Annotated in this window: 13 protein-coding genes and 1 pseudogene; 5 read left to right on the forward strand and 9 right to left on the reverse strand. The window is 52.6% G+C overall.

The features are described from left to right. Positions 1–120: 120 nt before the first annotated feature. Complete coding sequence (locus ACN2TU_RS20315; RefSeq protein WP_435157946.1) at positions 121–1,569, forward strand: sodium:solute symporter family protein; 1,449 nt, start codon at positions 121–123, stop codon at positions 1,567–1,569. Between the two features lie 18 nt (positions 1,570–1,587). Then, positions 1,588–2,673, forward strand: coding sequence for a C45 family autoproteolytic acyltransferase/hydolase (locus ACN2TU_RS20320; RefSeq protein WP_435157948.1), 1,086 nt, complete (start codon positions 1,588–1,590; stop codon positions 2,671–2,673). Between the two features lie 224 nt (positions 2,674–2,897). On the opposite strand, the gene ACN2TU_RS20325 is transcribed toward ACN2TU_RS20320, so the two are convergent. Next, the gene (locus tag ACN2TU_RS20325; protein WP_435157950.1) at positions 2,898–4,370 is read right to left on the reverse strand and encodes a CoA-acylating methylmalonate-semialdehyde dehydrogenase; all 1,473 of its coding nucleotides are present in this window, start codon (positions 4,368–4,370) and stop codon (positions 2,898–2,900) included. A gap of 172 nt (positions 4,371–4,542) precedes the next feature. Between ACN2TU_RS20325 and ACN2TU_RS20330 the strand changes: the two genes are divergently transcribed. Both ACN2TU_RS20330 and ACN2TU_RS20335 read left to right on the forward strand, forming a co-directional pair. Continuing rightward, the gene (locus ACN2TU_RS20330) at positions 4,543–5,883 is read left to right on the forward strand and encodes an aminotransferase family protein (protein ID WP_435157951.1); all 1,341 of its coding nucleotides are present in this window, start codon (positions 4,543–4,545) and stop codon (positions 5,881–5,883) included. Positions 5,884–6,057: 174 nt separating this feature from the next. After that, entirely contained in the window at positions 6,058–7,440 is a 1,383-nt protein-coding gene (locus ACN2TU_RS20335; RefSeq protein WP_435157953.1) for a dihydroorotase, read from the forward strand. 23 nt (positions 7,441–7,463) lie between these two features. Here the strand turns inward: ACN2TU_RS20335 and ACN2TU_RS20340 are convergent, their stop codons facing one another. After that, positions 7,464–8,501, reverse strand: a complete 1,038-nt coding sequence (locus tag ACN2TU_RS20340; RefSeq protein WP_435157954.1) for an LLM class flavin-dependent oxidoreductase — start codon at positions 8,499–8,501, stop codon at positions 7,464–7,466. Positions 8,502–8,503: 2 nt separating this feature from the next. After that, complete coding sequence (locus ACN2TU_RS20345) at positions 8,504–9,739, reverse strand: Zn-dependent hydrolase (protein WP_435157955.1); 1,236 nt, start codon at positions 9,737–9,739, stop codon at positions 8,504–8,506. A 165-nt stretch (positions 9,740–9,904) separates the two neighbouring features. Here ACN2TU_RS20345 and ACN2TU_RS20350 point away from each other — a divergent pair, with 165 nt between their 5' ends. After that, the gene (locus ACN2TU_RS20350) at positions 9,905–10,183 is read left to right on the forward strand and encodes a cytosine permease (protein WP_435157956.1); all 279 of its coding nucleotides are present in this window, start codon (positions 9,905–9,907) and stop codon (positions 10,181–10,183) included. Between the two features lie 124 nt (positions 10,184–10,307). Here ACN2TU_RS20350 and ACN2TU_RS20355 read toward each other — a convergent pair. The 6 genes and pseudogenes from ACN2TU_RS20355 to ACN2TU_RS20380 form a co-directional block, all read right to left on the reverse strand. Next, positions 10,308–10,994, reverse strand: a pseudogene (locus ACN2TU_RS20355) (RNA-guided endonuclease InsQ/TnpB family protein); the annotation flags it as partial. A gap of 100 nt (positions 10,995–11,094) precedes the next feature. Continuing rightward, positions 11,095–12,306, reverse strand: coding sequence for a M24 family metallopeptidase (locus ACN2TU_RS20360; protein WP_435157958.1), 1,212 nt, complete (start codon positions 12,304–12,306; stop codon positions 11,095–11,097). Positions 12,307–12,364: 58 nt separating this feature from the next. After that, positions 12,365–13,396 (reverse strand): ABC transporter ATP-binding protein, encoded by a 1,032-nt coding sequence (locus ACN2TU_RS20365; protein WP_435157960.1) that lies wholly within the window; start codon positions 13,394–13,396, stop codon positions 12,365–12,367. Next, a complete protein-coding gene (locus ACN2TU_RS20370; RefSeq protein ID WP_435157962.1) occupies positions 13,372–14,382 on the reverse strand; it encodes an ABC transporter ATP-binding protein in 1,011 nt (336 codons plus the stop codon). The genes ACN2TU_RS20365 and ACN2TU_RS20370 overlap by 25 nt, the downstream gene beginning before the upstream one ends. A 13-nt stretch (positions 14,383–14,395) precedes the next feature. Then, positions 14,396–15,316, reverse strand: coding sequence for an ABC transporter permease (locus tag ACN2TU_RS20375; protein ID WP_435157964.1), 921 nt, complete (start codon positions 15,314–15,316; stop codon positions 14,396–14,398). Continuing rightward, complete coding sequence (locus ACN2TU_RS20380; RefSeq protein ID WP_435157965.1) at positions 15,309–16,250, reverse strand: ABC transporter permease; 942 nt, start codon at positions 16,248–16,250, stop codon at positions 15,309–15,311. Before ACN2TU_RS20380 ends, ACN2TU_RS20375 begins: the two co-directional genes overlap by 8 nt. Position 16,251 lies beyond the last annotated feature (1 nt).

Below are 16,251 nucleotides of genomic sequence, written 5' to 3' on the forward strand. Positions count from 1 at the left end.
TAGCCGGGAGCCTTGGAGCAATTCATTACACGGTCGTCCACGTGCTGTTGGGAAGACCAGTTAACGAAAACGTCGAAAAGACAACGACAGAACCACGTGCAACTGATGGAGGCCACAACGATGGCTGACGTCAATCCGTATTATCTCGGTGCGTTTGTGGTGTATCTGCTCATCGTTCTCGCGATCGGTATCTGGGGATACAGGAAGACCACCGATGTCATGGATTTCTGGGTGATGGGCCAGAGCATGGGACCGACTCTAGCGACGTGGTCACTTGTTGCCAACTTCGTGAGCGCGGTTAGTGTAATCGGGTTTATTGGAGCCGTTTACGGCGGCGGCTACTCGCTCATGACTGGTACTATTTTGGGATTGATGCTTGGTGTGAGTGGTCTCTACTTCGTCGTAGGCCGTGTTCGACAGTTGAATCACCTGACGTTGCCGGACATCATTGCGGATCTGACCGGGCGACAAGCGGCACGACCGATCGCAGGAGCAGTGTTGCTCGCAAATGGCTGGCTATACCTCATTATGCAACTCGTCGGTGCCAGTCTCCTCGTCACGACTATCACCGGCGTTCCGTACGAGTACATGGTGTGGGTCATCGGCGTCGTTTTTATCACCTACACCGTCCTCGGAGGCCTTGTGAGCGTGGCGTGGACAGACCTTCTTCAAGGAACGATCATGGTCGCGGCCGTTCTGTTCGCGCTCGGGTACATGGTACTTGATTTGGGTGGGTTCACCACCATCAATACTGAATTCGCCGCGATGAATTCAGCAAACGTCGCCCCCCTCGGAGCGGGTGCCTACACGGTGATCGGAGTCGTCGCATCCGTCGTCGCGTTTTTCGGCACGATATTCACGGAGCAAAACATGATCGTGCGTATCGCTGCAACGAAAGACGTCCGGACAGCGAAAATCCATCTCGCAGCGTCCGGTGTCATTCTTTCGGTGTTCTACAGTGCTCTCGTGATCCTCGGTGGTGCGACGACCGTCGCATTGGAGAACGCCGGATTGTCGCTCAACAATGTAGATAACGCGTTCCCGACGCTGATAACCAATTACGTTCCTACCTCGATAGGCGTCGTTATCATCCTCGCCGTAATGAGTGCGATTCTGTCGACGACCGACACACGGCTTCACTCGACGGGAATCACAACAGCACGTGATATCTACAGCTACTTTCGACCGAACGCATCGGATGAATCACAGCTCCGCATTTCACGGATAGCAACCATTATCTTCGGATTAACCGCGACGGCGGCGGCCGTCAATCCTCCAGACACCATCATCGGCCTTTACAACCTTCGTGCGATCCTTCTGACGAGTGCCTTCCTCATCCCGGTTTATACAGCCCTCTATCTTTCGGGTATCAACGGGGGGGCTGTACTTGCCTCGATCGTTGTTGGAACCGTCTTGGGTCTCGCCGCAAATTTCTTCGGCGGAGGAGTTGGAATCCCCGCGACGTTCATCGGCGTAGGGTCGGCCGCATTGGTGTTGCTGGTCGGCTATTATGCCCTTCCAAATCAGGGGAGTGGGCCACGGCAGGAGTACGCCACTTCGGATGATTAGCGCCCTGAAAAAAGAACGATGACGTCATTACCGTATCTCGTTTTGACCGGGTCTCCGTATGAACGCGGACTTACACACGGGGAACGCTTCGCAGAAGAGATTCGTGCGAATGTCGGAACGTACCTGACACGATTTGCACAACATGGTGCCACGGAGGAAGCCGTTCGGCGCCAAGCAAGCGAGTATGTTCCCCTCGTTGAGGAATGGAACCCTGACTATGCCTCAGAACTGCGTGGCATCGCCGACGGAAGTGGTATCCCAATCGAGGAGGTAATGCTTCTCAATGTCCGATATGAGATACTCTATGCGTCCTATTCCGACCAAACGGCCGGAACGGACGGCTGTACTAGTTTTGGTCTTCTTCCGATGGCAACAGCCGACGGGAGAACGTATATTGGACAGAATTGGGACTGGGCACCCCCCATCGCAGATACGCTCCTCGTGACCGAGATTCACCAGAGCGACGGAAGCGATCACATAGCGATTACGGAGGCAGGTATCGTCGGCGGGAAAATGGGTGTCAACGAACAGGGTATCGGGCTCGTGATCAACGGCCTCGTTTCTCCGGACGATGGTGAACACCCGTTCCGAAAACCCTTCCACCTTCGCTGTCGGGAGATCCTCGATGCGACACGCTACGATAGTGCGCTCGAATCAATTATCGCGACGCCACACGCCTGTTCGGCCAATTATGTCGTCGGTCATGGCGACGGAGAGGTGATAGACATCGAAACGTCGCCCAACCGGACTGATTACATCTATCCACGGGATGGAATCATTACACACGCCAATCACTTCATGACACCGGGTTTCGAGAGCCGAATGGAACGACAGCTCCCGGACACACTCTATCGAGCAAATCGACTTCATCGAATATTCGAACAACAGGATGACGAGATAGATACTCAAATAATAAAGTCCGCACTTTGCGACCACTTCGGTCGTCCTGCGAGTATCTGTCGGCATGAAGATCCGAATTCTCCCGCGGAAGAGCGCAGTCAAACGGACACGAGCGTAATCCTTGATCTCGACGAACGCACCCTGCATGCCACGTACGGACCACCATGTGACGAAGATTATCGAACCTATCGGCTTGGTGAATAGTTGAAAATTGCAGGGTGGGTCCTCCACGAATGTCGTGAGCGAGGTGTTTTGCTAGGTGGTGGTCGTTCTGACTTCCGGATTATCATCTCCCCGCCGTTGGTCGCAACGCTATCCAAGATCGACCAGGCACTGGATGAATCTATCGTAGCGGTTTTCAACTGAAGTGTCGTTCCGGTCGATGGGATTTTTCTGAGAATGGAAGGAGGACAGCGAAGAACGCGGTGCTATGCGTCAGGCCATCGCTCGATGTAGATCGCTTTATCGGTGTAGAAATGAATCATATCTTCACCTTGGGCATGGAGGTCACCGAAGAAGGAATCCTTCCAGCCGCCAAAGTGGAAGAATGCCATCGGAGCGGCCGTCCCGGTGTTCACACCGAGGTTGCCAGCGTCGACCGTATGGCGGAATTTTCGGGCATCACTTCCTCGGTCGGTAAAGAGACTAGCAGCATTACCGAACCGACTTCGATTCACGATACCGAGGGCATCCTCGAAATCGTCAGCGCGGATAAGCGCGAGGACCGGTCCAAAGATCTCCTCACGGGCAATGCTCATCTCCGGATCGACATCGCCAAAGATCGTCGGTCGAAGGAAATTCCCGGTATCGGGTGTTTCGAGTTCTCGGCCATCCAAGAGGAGATCTGCGCCGTCCTCAATGCCTTCTCGAATGTATCCCTCGACCCGCTCTTGCTGTTCCGGCGTAATGAGTGGCCCCATTTCAGAGTCGTCAGCTAACCCGTCTGCGACAGTCATGTTCGCTGCGTTTTCGACCACTCGATCCGCGAAGTCGTCGTATACCTCGTCAACGACTACAGCGACAGGGTTGGCAAGACACCGTTGGCCGGTGTTCGCGAAAGCGGATCCGATGGTCTGCTCGGCAGCGAAATCGAGATTTGCCGATTCGGCGACAACGATGTGGTTTTTGGCACCACCCTGCGCTTGAACCCGTTTTCCATTAGCGGCAGCCGTTTCATAGACGTGCTTCGCTACCGGAGTACTTCCGACGAAAGATACCCCTTCAATATCGTCGTGTTTCACCAGCGTATTGACTGTCTCCTTGCCCCCGTTCACAAGTTGTAAAATCCCGTCAGGGAATCCAGCTTTTTCGACGAGTGCGAACAAGTACTGGGCGGTCAGCGGGTCGCGCTCGCTGGGTTTGAGAATAAACGCGTTACCGGTGGCGACCGCGTAGGGAAGGAACCAGAGCGGAATCATTCCCGGGAAATTGAACGGTGTGATTGCAGTAAACACCCCGAGTGGTTTCCGGACGGCGGTTTCGTCGATCTCAGGGGCAGCGTTTGGAAGGTGACCCGCTTGCATGAGCGACGGAATTCCGCAGGCGACCTCCACGTTTTCGATACCTCGGCGAAGCTCTCCTTTCGCTTCCTGAAACGTTTTTCCGTGCTCTGTGACTAGCAGCTCCGCGATTTCGTCTTGATGATCTTCGAGCAATTGCTTCAATCGAAACAGGGGTTGGATACGCTCTTCGACCGGAACCTCCCGCCACTCCTCGAACGCTTCATATCCCGCCTGCACTGCCTCGTCGACATCGGAAGTAGCACTGAAGTTCGTGTGCGCTATCGTCTCTTCCGTCGCAGGATTTACTATATCTTGACCGTCGGTACCGCTCGGGGCTTGCCATTCTCCATCGATGTAATTCTGTACGGAATCGATGTCGATCGGAACTTCCATCGTCATGAGTCATGTGCGCATTTGTCTCCCCGCCTCATAACGCTTTCTCACTAAATCCAGCGTGTAGATAAATATGCGGACGTTGTTCTGAATCAAGGTACTCGAAAGAACATTATCCTACTATAGCGTGAATTCACCAAAGATTAATCAACGCCTGCAGAGTAGAGTGAATACAACTATGTCCGGTCAAGAAAGTGAACCCGATACCTCACAAAACGAAATCGAACGGATCGACAAAGAGTACGTCTTTGGCACATGGTCGTTTCAAAGTGAAGTGAGCCCAACACAGGTAGTACACACCGACGGTGTCACCTTCACTGATGCTAACGGAGACGAATACATCGACTTCTCAGGACAGCTCATGTGTTCAAATCTCGGTCATTCTGCCGAACGAGTTACGGACGCTGTTACCAAGCAGATCAACGAAACGGCCTATGTCGCACCAGGATTCACCACGGAGGCACGTGCAAAACTCGGGAAGAAATTGGCAGAGGTGACACCCGGTGACCTTTCAAAGACGTTTTTCTCGACAAGCGGTACGGAGGCTGTCGAAGCCGCAATTAAAATGGCGAGATTTTATACCGGAAAACAAAAAATCATCTCTCGATACCGATCCTATCACGGAGCAACCTATGGATCCATTAGCGTTACAGGAGATCCCCGTCGGCTTGCAGCAGAGCCCGGGATACCGGGGACGATCAAAGCTCCCGATCCGTACGCCTACGGGTCGACATTGGATCCGATGCAGAGTCTCGAATATATCGAAGAGATGCTGAAATTAGAGGGTGACACAGTCGCAGCAGTACTCGTCGAACCGATCGTTGGTTCGAACGGTATTCTCGTGCCACCTGATGAGTATCTCCCCAGACTCAAGGAAATCGCACACGAGCATGGCGCTCTCTTGATTTGTGATGAAGTGATGTCTGGATTTGGGCGAACCGGCGAGTGGTTTGGCTGTGACGTTTTCGACGTCGAACCCGACATTATGACGATGGCGAAGGGGCTGACCGGGGCGTATCAACCACTCGGTGCCACTATCGTCAACAGTAAAATCGCCGAGTATTTCGAAGACAACATGTTTTGCCACGGGCACACCTATTCCGGTCATCCAGCCGCAGTAGCTGCAGGACTTGCGGCCGTCGAAACCTACCAATCGGAAAACCTCGTCGATCAGGCTCGAGAGGCAGGAGAGTATCTGGGTACTCGTCTCGATGACCTCGCAAAAGATCATCCCAGTGTGGGCGACACACGAGGTGTTGGGCTCTTCCGTGGAATCGAACTGACGAAGAACCCGGATAAGCGCGTCCCGTTCGGAACTCGCGAGGACAAGGTCAGTATGGGAAGTACGGTAGTAGATGAGGTGGCAAGCAAAGCCTACGAAAACGGTGTCTACGTCGCGAACATGATCAACACTCTCATCATTGCCCCACCGCTCACGATTACGGACGCTGAGATCGATGATGCGATCGGTGCACTCGACAGCGCCCTCGAGGTATCGGACAATGCGATGGAGGAGTGAGTCCCACTTCAGTGGTTGATAGGCACCATCAGAATTTTTTGTGGTGTAGAAATCGATGGCGTCTCTGACATTCAGGCAATTATCTACCTCATTTAGTTTACAATGTGCGAAAATATAATTTATTTATACTGTTTTAAACATAATACTTTTTAGTAATGAGTGTTATTTCCTATCATGGTAGTTGAAACCATCATTAGCGGTGGAACCGTGGTGACTGCTACAGGGGAAACCGACGCTAGTATCGCGATCGACGATGGGAAAATCGTGGGTATCGGAACGGCCGAAACGTTACCGGATGCATCCGAAACGATCGATGCATCCGGCTTGCTCGTGATGCCCGGCGTGATCGACCCACATGTTCACATCGACGATATGTTTTCCATCGACAGCTACGAATCCGCGACCGGTGCTGCTGCTGTCGGTGGGACGACGTCCTATATCGACTTTGCATGGCAGGCATGGGACGGTGAGCTGAGTATTTGGGACGAAGATGGGACGCTATTGGAAGGTGTCAGGCGAAAGCAAGAGAAAGGCGAAAATGCATTGGTCGATTACAGCCTTCACGGCGCAATCACACGAGAGGATCCTGCTGTTTTCGATGAAATCCCCGACGTAATCGATGCTGGTGTGACGTCGTTCAAGATGTTCACCGCATATGAGCACGGCCTTTCGAACGGATTCATGAATAGAGCCATACAGCACATCGCCGAAGAGGATGCCGTCGGTGTGTTTCACACGGAGGATCCGTCAATTTGTGATTCACTGACCGAGCAATTCAAAGAGGAAGGCAAAGGAGACCCCGAGTGGTATCCGAAATCACGGCCGGATTATGCGGAAGCCATGGCTGCAGAAGATGCCGTTCGGATGGCTCTCGAAGCGGGAATGAAGTATTATGGAATACACACCACGTGCCGGAAAGCAGCCGATATTCTCGAGTACTTCCAAGACGACGGCAGTATGATTCGTGCCGAAACCTGCACCCATTACTGTACACTCGACGATTCAATCTTCGAAGAGATGGGTAATCTACCGATGATTGCACCGCCGATTCGAAAACCAGATGACATCGAGGCGATGTTCGAACACCTTCACAACGGCTGTCTGAGCGTTGTCTCGACCGACCACTGTGGATATCGACTCGATCAAAAACAAGTCGAAAACTGGTGGGACAGTGCGTTTGGAGCGAACGCCCTCCAAGTCAGTTTGCCGGTGTTCTACGATGAAGCGGTGAATCGCAGGGAATTCACACCGTCGTTTGTGGTACACGTGATGGCCACGAACCCCGCCGACACGTTTGGACTCTCCCAAAAGGGAACGTTGGAAACGGGGACGGACGCGGATATCGTTCTCATGGATCCGGATGAAACGTATACCATCACTGCCGAAGACAACGTAAGCAAAGCGGAGTTCTCGATTTACGAAGGACGAACGGTCACTGGTCGTGTGAAGAAGACCCTCGTCCGCGGTGAAGTTGTCGCAGAAGATGGGGAAGTTGTCGGAGAACCAGGATATGGGAAATTCATCGAGCGTGAGGTTCCCGACTGGGATACAAACTAAGCACCCGAAAATCGCTGCAGTCGCTATTCGGAATTGAACTCGGCGAAGACGTTGATAACTTCCTCTACGTTATCGCCCAGCGAGTAGAGAACAGGCTCCGTACACCCTGTATCACAATAATCCTGTACACGACTGACGACGTCCTCTGGGGTTCCTGCAGCCACGACGTTCGTCACTATCTCGTCATCCACGAGGGCGCTTGCACGTTCGATGTCCTCGGCCGTCGCGGGCCAACTTCCCAATTCCGCCTCGACCTGTTCACCAAGGTCGGGGTCGATTCCCGATCCCTTCTTAATGTGAGGCTGTTGTCCGATGTATTGTGTTACTAGTCCACGGGCTTGGTCGATCGCTTGTTGGCGATCCTTGTCCATCGAGACGGCGATCAGCTGTGGTCGATCGACATCTTCGATTGATCCACCCTGTTTTTCGACTCCCTCTTTGAGCTTCTGCATGCCGAGTTCGTTGTGTTCGGGTGGAATGAGATAATTCATAAACACACCGCCCGCGATTCCGTTACCCACGAGTTCGCCAGTGAGCTTGTGCATTGTCGGACCCGTTGCACCGATGTATATCGGGACATCTCGTGGTGAAGCGTCCGAACGGACGAGATCAAGTTCGATATCTTCAACGTCGAGCGTTTGACCCTCGTAGGTCACGTTATCGAGGTCGAACAATTTCCGGACAACAGTACAGTATTCCCACATCCTTCGTAGCGGCTTCTGACGGTCGATGCCGACCTTCGTCGCGAGGGGATCCCACCAAGCACCGATGCCGAGCTTCATCCGCCCCCCGGAAAGCTCATCGAGTGTGGAAAACGTCTGGGCCATTAATGCCACGTTCCGCGTATAGCAATTCGTCACACCGGGTGCGATATCGATCTCGTCGGTGACCTGCGTGTATGCCCCCATGACAGTCATCGCATCTCGAACGAGACGCGACTCACCCTGCCAAACGGAGTCCAGTCCTTTGGATTCTGCATACTGAGCATATCGTACTTCATCGGTGATATCTTTGCGTTCCCAGTTCCAGATGCCGACGCGATCGAATTGTGGATCTCCCATGATTAGTCCTCCATTGCGAGTTCGAGTGCGGCGTTCGCGAACGTGTTTGCTGCCATGTAACAGTCGTCCCAGCTCGTATACTCCTCCTCGGAGTGGCTTTTTCCATTCTCACTGACGGCAAACACCATCGACGTATCCATGACATCGGCGACGTGTGTGGCATCGTGACCGGCTCCGCTGAAAATCCGCATCGCGTCGTATCCTAAGTTCTCCGTGGCGCTTTCGACCGCCGCGATATTCCTCTCGGCAAAGTCAACGGACGGTGCACGCATTCGTTCTTCCCACTCCCAATCGAGTCCTTCCCGTTCCGCTGCCATCTCCGCCTCAGCGAGAACGCGGTCGAAGGCGTCTTCGACGATCTCATCACTTGGATCACGAAAGCCCCAGGTGAACGTTACCTCACCGGGGATGATGTTGATTGAGTTCGGTTGAACGTCCATGAAACCGGTCGAACCGACGGTTCGCTCCCCGAGCGAGTTCGCTATTCGCCGAATTTGTGTGATTACGTCTGCCGCCCCGATGAGTGCATCGCTGCGATAATGCATGGGCGTAGGACCGGTGTGATCGGCTTCACCGTAATAGGTAATCGCACCCCAGGTAAATCCGACGATTCCCGTAACGATTCCCACGTCTACGTCGTTTTCTTCTAGATACGGCCCCTGTTCGATGTGGAGTTCGAAGTAGCCGTCGTAGTCTTCCGTCGGAGTTGCAGGTACATCTCCCTTGTATCCGATTCGCTCCAATTCGTCTTCGAAGCGATTTCCATCCTCGTCCGTTTTGTCGTACTCCTCCTCGAGATCATGATTACTGGCCCACACGCCACTTCCTTGCATCGCAGGTTGATATCGTGACCCTTCCTCGTTCGTCCAGTTGACGATCTCGACTGGATGTTCGGTCTCTATTTCCTCGTCGTTGAGGGTGCGAATGAACTCGAGTGCAGCAATGACGCCAAGCGCACCATCGTATATTCCCCCGTATGGTTGTGAGTCGAGGTGTGAACCGAGCAGAATCGTTCCCTGTTCGGGGTTACGACCCTCCCTTCGACCGAACATGTTTCCAAACTCATCGATGCGGATGTCTAGTCCCTCATCGTCCATTTGCTCGTAAAACCAGTCTCGAATTTTTCGGTCGTCGTCCGAAAGGGCCAAACGGTGCAGTCCACCGTTTTTGGTAGCACCTATTTCGGCTTGTTTTTTCATCGTATCCACAAATCGTTTCCGATTTATCTCGATGAGCATATCAACGATGGCGATGTAAACACTATTAAGTCTTTTCCCAGTAATTGAGCCAATTATACCAACATTTGCTCAGTATACTTTACAACGTCCTATTTACCCCCAAATGTTTAAATAAGTGTATGTGATGACATGGAGTAAGGTATCTCAAGATCAGGTAGAAAATCCATGACCAAAGACTCACAAAACAAAATCAGCAATACGACGAAGCTCGAGGGGTTGAGTCCGATTCCGCGGGAAGAACGGACGATGGGCCTCTCTCATTATATTCCCGTCTGGTGGTCATCGCTGATTATCGTCCAAGCATTTGCTGTCGCGTTTTTCGCCGTCTATCCCCACGGGAATTTGAATCTTGTTCAAGCAGGTATCGCGATCGGGATTGGGACGATCATCGGGTTCTCAAGGACGCTTTCGCGTGGAACGTCAGCGGTAGCCACCGAATTATAACCGACGGTGTGCGTTACAGCGCGTGGAGCCGTGTCAAAGCGGCCTTCCTCCCCATCAACTATGGGCGTCAAAGACGGCTGGCTGTTCAACCAACAAGGAAGCACGGTTCGCGTCAGCCAAACTGTTACGCCGTGCATGGTTCCCCCTCTCGTTTGCCGATGTTCGCCGCCGCGTTCAAATCAGCATGGCGTTCATAGCCACACGACGAACATCTGAAATGGTCATGGTTCCGTGAGCCACGTTCACCACACGAAGAACAGTTTTGACTGGTGTAGGCCGGGTCAACAGTTTCCACACGGATACCTGCCTGTTCAGCCTTGTAGGTGATGAACGTCTGTAGTTGGTGGAAGTGCCACGAATGGATACCCGACCACTCGGTACGGTCGCGGATACCTTCGAGCGTTTCAATTCGAATCATTGGATTCTCGAATTGGTCGGCAAAGTCGATGAGCCGACGTGAGAGGGTATGATTGAGGTCGCAGATACGGCGGTGTTCTTTGTTACCAACGTGGTTGCGAGCACGAAGTGCTACCGCTTCTGTAAGCGAATCACGAAGAGAACGATATTTCCGTCTCACGTATCGTGCCTCTTTCCCCGAAACCAGCATTGATTCGTCCGTCCCAAGGGCGTGAACGGCGAGAATATGTCTCTCGCCGATGTCAACGCCTATCGGCGTTTCCCCTTCGGGAACAGTGTCGTATTCGACGGTGAACGAGCAGAACCAGTCGTCGCCACGCCGATAGACCTGCAAACGGGATTTCTTGGCTTCGCCATCAAGAATCCGTTGGACAGGTTCCTGAATTTCGTCGTGACTCAATCTTCGAAAGGATCGATATCAGGATACGGTGATCAAGTATAGAAAAGCTCTTTCTCGAACGCCATTTGCAGTGACTCGTACCGAGAGACCATGCTTACCATCGAATAATATTGCTTTCGAGATCTCTTGGGTAGTAGGTGATCTGTTCGACACCATCTTCGGTAATCAGGATGGTATCGGAGTGTCGATAGCCAGCACTATCCGGGATATAGATTCCAGGTTCGATCGAGTATGCATGGCCGGGTTGCATTATCTCATCGCTTCCACGGTCGATGAACTCTCGTTCGTGTCCTTCCAGACCGAGATTGTGACCCGTATGGTGCTGGGTGAACTGGAGTACCCCCTGTTCTTTCAGATAGTCATGCACGGCTTGGTCAACGTGAGAACAGGCGACACCAGGGCCGCTTTCCTCGATTCCGATCGTTTGCGCTTCGAGCATCATCTCAAAGTAATCTCGCTGCTCATCTGTTGGTTCTCCCATAAACATTGTCCGTTCGAGTTCGCTTTTGTACCCTCCTACGTTGGCGCTTGCGCCTGTAACAAGGACATCTCCTTCCTGAAGACGGCGGTTTTCGGTTAGTCCGTGTGGGAGTGAAGTATTAGAACCAGAGAGGAAGCCACAACTGGCTGGGTATCCGCCTCGAAGATGCGAATCGTAGCGGGAACCAAGCGTATCGAGCATAGCCATCGATGCATCGAGACTCGCTCGTTTCGCAACCCATAGCTCGTGCTTGCCTGGTTCTGCGTAGTCTTCGAGATATTGGTGTGCGAGATTACCCCATTCAGATGACCGTCGCATCAGTTCAAACTCAACACTGGATTTCATTTTTCGGAACTCAGTAATCCAGTCAACGGTCTCAACGGTGATGTCGGCAAAGGTATCCAATGTTGGTCCTGCGTATCCCCAATAGCCAGGCGCGCCGTTTGAATCCGCTGCGATCGATTGGACGTCTAAATTTCCTAACATCGACATGATCGTCTGTTCTGGCGTTCGACTCTGATGCTCGTAATACTCTCCGTCACCGTCACCTGGATAGTCATAATACACGTGAACGCCCTCAATAACAGGGAATTCCTCACTCATCGCTCGATCGGCTTCCAATCGAGGGACAGTGACGTCGACATGATCGGATGTTACCGCAAGACAAACTGGACGTTCTGTCTGGAGGTGATGAAACCCAGTCAGCCATTCGATACTCGTTGCAGAAAAGAGACAGAGCGCATCGTACTCTTCGTTTGCGATTTCGTTTCGTACGGTTTCAACTCGAGATTCGAATTCCTCAGTCGGTACGTGGGTTAATGCCATGGTAATAGATAGCAAGAAAAAGGTATAAGCGTACGGCAATCAGCAAACGGGACATCTATCACTCGTAGTGGTGACACGCACAGGTGTGCCCCAGTTCGATATCACGCATGTCCGGGTTCGTTTGCTCACAGATTTCTCCAATATAAGCTGGGCAACGAGTATGGAATCGGCATCCACTCGGGGGATTTTCAGGGCTTGGGACATCGCCTGTGAGAACGGTTCGATCCGTCATCGGTTCAGGTGATGGCCGTGGAACACCAGAGAGTAGTGCTTTCGTATAGGGGTGTTTTGGCTCGGTAAAGAGACTATCAACGGGAGCGACTTCGGCCAACTCACCCAAATACATCACAGCGATCCGGTCACAGATGTGGCGAACGACACTCAAATCATGACTGATAAACAAATAGGTGAGATCATACGTGTCCTGCAAATCGTCCATCAAATTCAAAATTTTCGCTTGCACACTCACATCGAGTGCTGATGTCGGTTCATCGGCTACGACCAAGGTGGGATTCACACTAAGTGCACGGGCAATAGCAACACGCTGGCGTTGCCCTCCGGAAAACTCATGAGGAGCACGGCCGACATGGTGATCCTGCAATCCAACTTCATCGATGAGTTCGTACAACCGTTCTTCTCGTTTCTTACGGCTCCAATCAGTGAGTGCCTCCATTGGCTCAGTAATCAAATCTGCCACCGTCATTCGAGGATTCAGGCTTGAGCCAGGATCTTGGAAGATGATTTGAATATCTCGTCGAAGGTCACGCATTTGGCGCTGCGAGACTGAGGAGATGTCCGTTCCGTCGAAGTAGATCCGCCCATCCGTTGGGTCGAGTAATCGAACTAACGTTTTCCCGAGTGTCGATTTCCCACAGCCAGATTCACCAACGAGTCCAAGCGTCTCACCACGTTCGAGTGCGAAGCTCACACCATCGACCGCCTTTACAGCCCCCGTTTGTCGGCGAAGTAAGCCGCTCCGAACCGGGAAATGTTTTTTCACAGCTTCTGCAACGAGAAGTTTCTCGGTCGATACGCTCTCACGGAATTGTTGTGATTGACTCATTGTTACTTGGTGGGTGAGTTCATCCATGGCGGCTCTGCCTCGGTTTGCTCATCGTACAGATGGCATGCTACCGAATGATCGACATACTCTTCAGGCGGGTTGAGTGGTGGATTATTAGCATCACACACATCGCCAATATACTCTGGACAACGCGATGCAAACCGGCACCCTTCGGGTGGATCGATGAGTTCTGGAACGACGCCATCGATCGTCGGTAATCGGTCGACAGCGGTATCTAATCGAGGGATACTCTTGGTGAGTCGGCGAGTGTATGGATGAAGTGGCGTGTCAAACAGCTCTCGCATCGAACACGTCTCGACCACGTTTCCAGCGTACATGACACCAACTCGGTCAGCGATTTCACTAATGACCGCAAGATCGTGACTGATGAAAATAATACTCATCTCATATTGCTTCTGTAGATCACGGAGTAAATCGAGGATTTGAGCCTGGATCGTCACGTCCAGTGCCGTTGTTGGCTCGTCTGCAATCAGTAATTTTGGCTCTGTGACGAGCGCCATCGCAATAACGACACGCTGGCGCATTCCGCCGCTAAGAGCATTCGGATATTGGCCCATGAGTCGCTCGGCATCGGCGAGACCACACTTTTCGAGCATATGAATCGCCTTTTGACGTGCTGCTGCTTTCGAACAATCTGTATGTGCCCGCAGCGGTTCGGTCAATTGGCGACCAATCGTGAGTACTGGATTAAGTGACGACATCGGGTCTTGATATACCATCGTCACATCATCACCCCGGATCTCGTTCATTTCTCGCTCGGAAAGGTTCAATAGCTCTTGACCTTCGTACCGAATCGATCCACTCACGATTTCAGCCGGTGGTGATTGTAGCAGCCGCATCACCGACAGTATCGTCACGCTCTTGCCACAGCCACTTTCTCCGATAATCCCCAGAACCTCATCGTAGCCGACTTCTAATGAAACGCCATCTAACGCTTGGACGGTTCCTTCTTCGGTGTGAAAGTGTACATGCAAGTCCTCGATTTCGAGCAAATACTCATTCATCTTATCGCACCTGCCGTGGGTCGAGTGCGTCACGCAATCCGTCTCCCAGTCCATTGAACCCAATAACGGTGAGCATGATGGCGAGGCCGGGGAACGTCGCTATCCACCACGCTGAATCGATATCGCCACGTCCAGCGGCTAAAATAGCACCCCACTCTGGTTTCGGCGGTTGGACGCCCATTCCGAGGAATGACAGTCCAGCGCTCCAGAGGATGACCGTTGGAACCGTTAGCGTGGTGTAGACGATGATACTCGATGCCGTATTCGGAAGGACGTACCGCGCGATAATCCGCAGATCGCTCACTCCCGCGGCGCGTGCAGACCCGATGTACTCCTCTTCCATGACGCTCTTGACGTCGCCACGAACGAGGCGAGCGAACCCACGCCAACCGACGAGGCTGACTGCGATAATAAGCGGAAAGAGACCACCGCCAAGCATGCCGGCAATGGCGAGTGCAAGAACAATCGCGGGGATTGATAGGCTGATATCGACGAGCCGCATGATCGCGCTCTCGGTAAGACCACCGTAGTAGCCTGCAACGAGTCCAAGGGTAACTCCAATCAGCATTTCGATACCCACGATAACGACTCCAAGGAAAACCGCATAGCGTGAGCCGAAGACGACACGAGAGAACACATCACGTCCGTATGTATCGGTTCCAAAGGGGTGGTCGACACTCGGGGGTTGTTTTAGTGCGGTATAATCCGGTTCAGCAGGGTCATAGGGAGCGATAATGGGTGCAGCGATGGCAACCACGACTAGGGCGACCACGACGACTAACCCAAATAGTGCAAATCGGTTCCGAATGGTTCGTCGAAACACGGTTGTCCATCGTGCATATCGGCCGGTGTCAAACCGTTGGTCGTCTGGCTGGCGTTGCCGAGCTGATTTGTCGGTCGTGTTTGGTGTTGTGTCACTCATATTGGATTCGTGGATCGAAGTACGTGTACGCAAGGTCAACAAACAAGTTTGCAATGATGACAATAATCGCGTACACGAGAACGGTTCCTTGGACGACGGGATAGTCCCGGTTTAACACAGCGTTGACCAGTAGTCGTCCCATCCCTGGCCATGCAAATACCGTTTCGATGATCACAGCACCCGAAAAAATAAGCGGGATTTGGAGTCCGATGAGGGTGATGATCGGAATCATCGCGTTTTTCATCGCATGGGTGTAGATGACTGCTCGCTCTCCGATACCCTTGCCTCGAGCTGTCCGGATGTAATCTTCGTTCAATATCTCAAGCATGGACGACCGTGTCATGCGAGTAAGGAGTCCAGCGCGGCGCGTTCCGGTGGCAACGGCGGGCAAGATAAGCGATGAGATCCATGTGACTGAAAGCACAGCGCCTTCGCGGCCGGAAATCGGGAACATCCCGAAATGAACCGAGAAAACGAGGATCAGTATCAATGCCAACCAAAACGACGGCATCGATATCCAAAATATCGCGAACAGCATGGACAGAGTATCCACCCAGGAGTACTGTTGTACCGCACTAAGAACCCCAAGTGGAAGGGCGATGATAAGCGTGAGAAGCATCGAACTCAACGCTAACTCCAGTGTTGCTGGGAGACGCTCTGCGATGAGCGTGGTCACTGGGCGGCCCGAGCGAACCGACGTTCCGAGGTCTCCGGTCACCGCTCCAGACAACCAATCGACATACCGAATATGGGGAGGATTGTTCAACCCCATATCTTGTTCGAGTTGATGAACCGCTTCCGGCCTGGCGTTTTGACCAAGCGCAATTTGGGCAGGATTCCCTGGAGCAAGGTAGATAATCGACGAGATGACTATCGTCACCCCCAACAGAACGGGTATCATTACCAGTAATCGTCGAACGATATACTGAAACACG

The sequence above is a fragment of the Haladaptatus marinus genome (genome assembly GCF_051194195.1).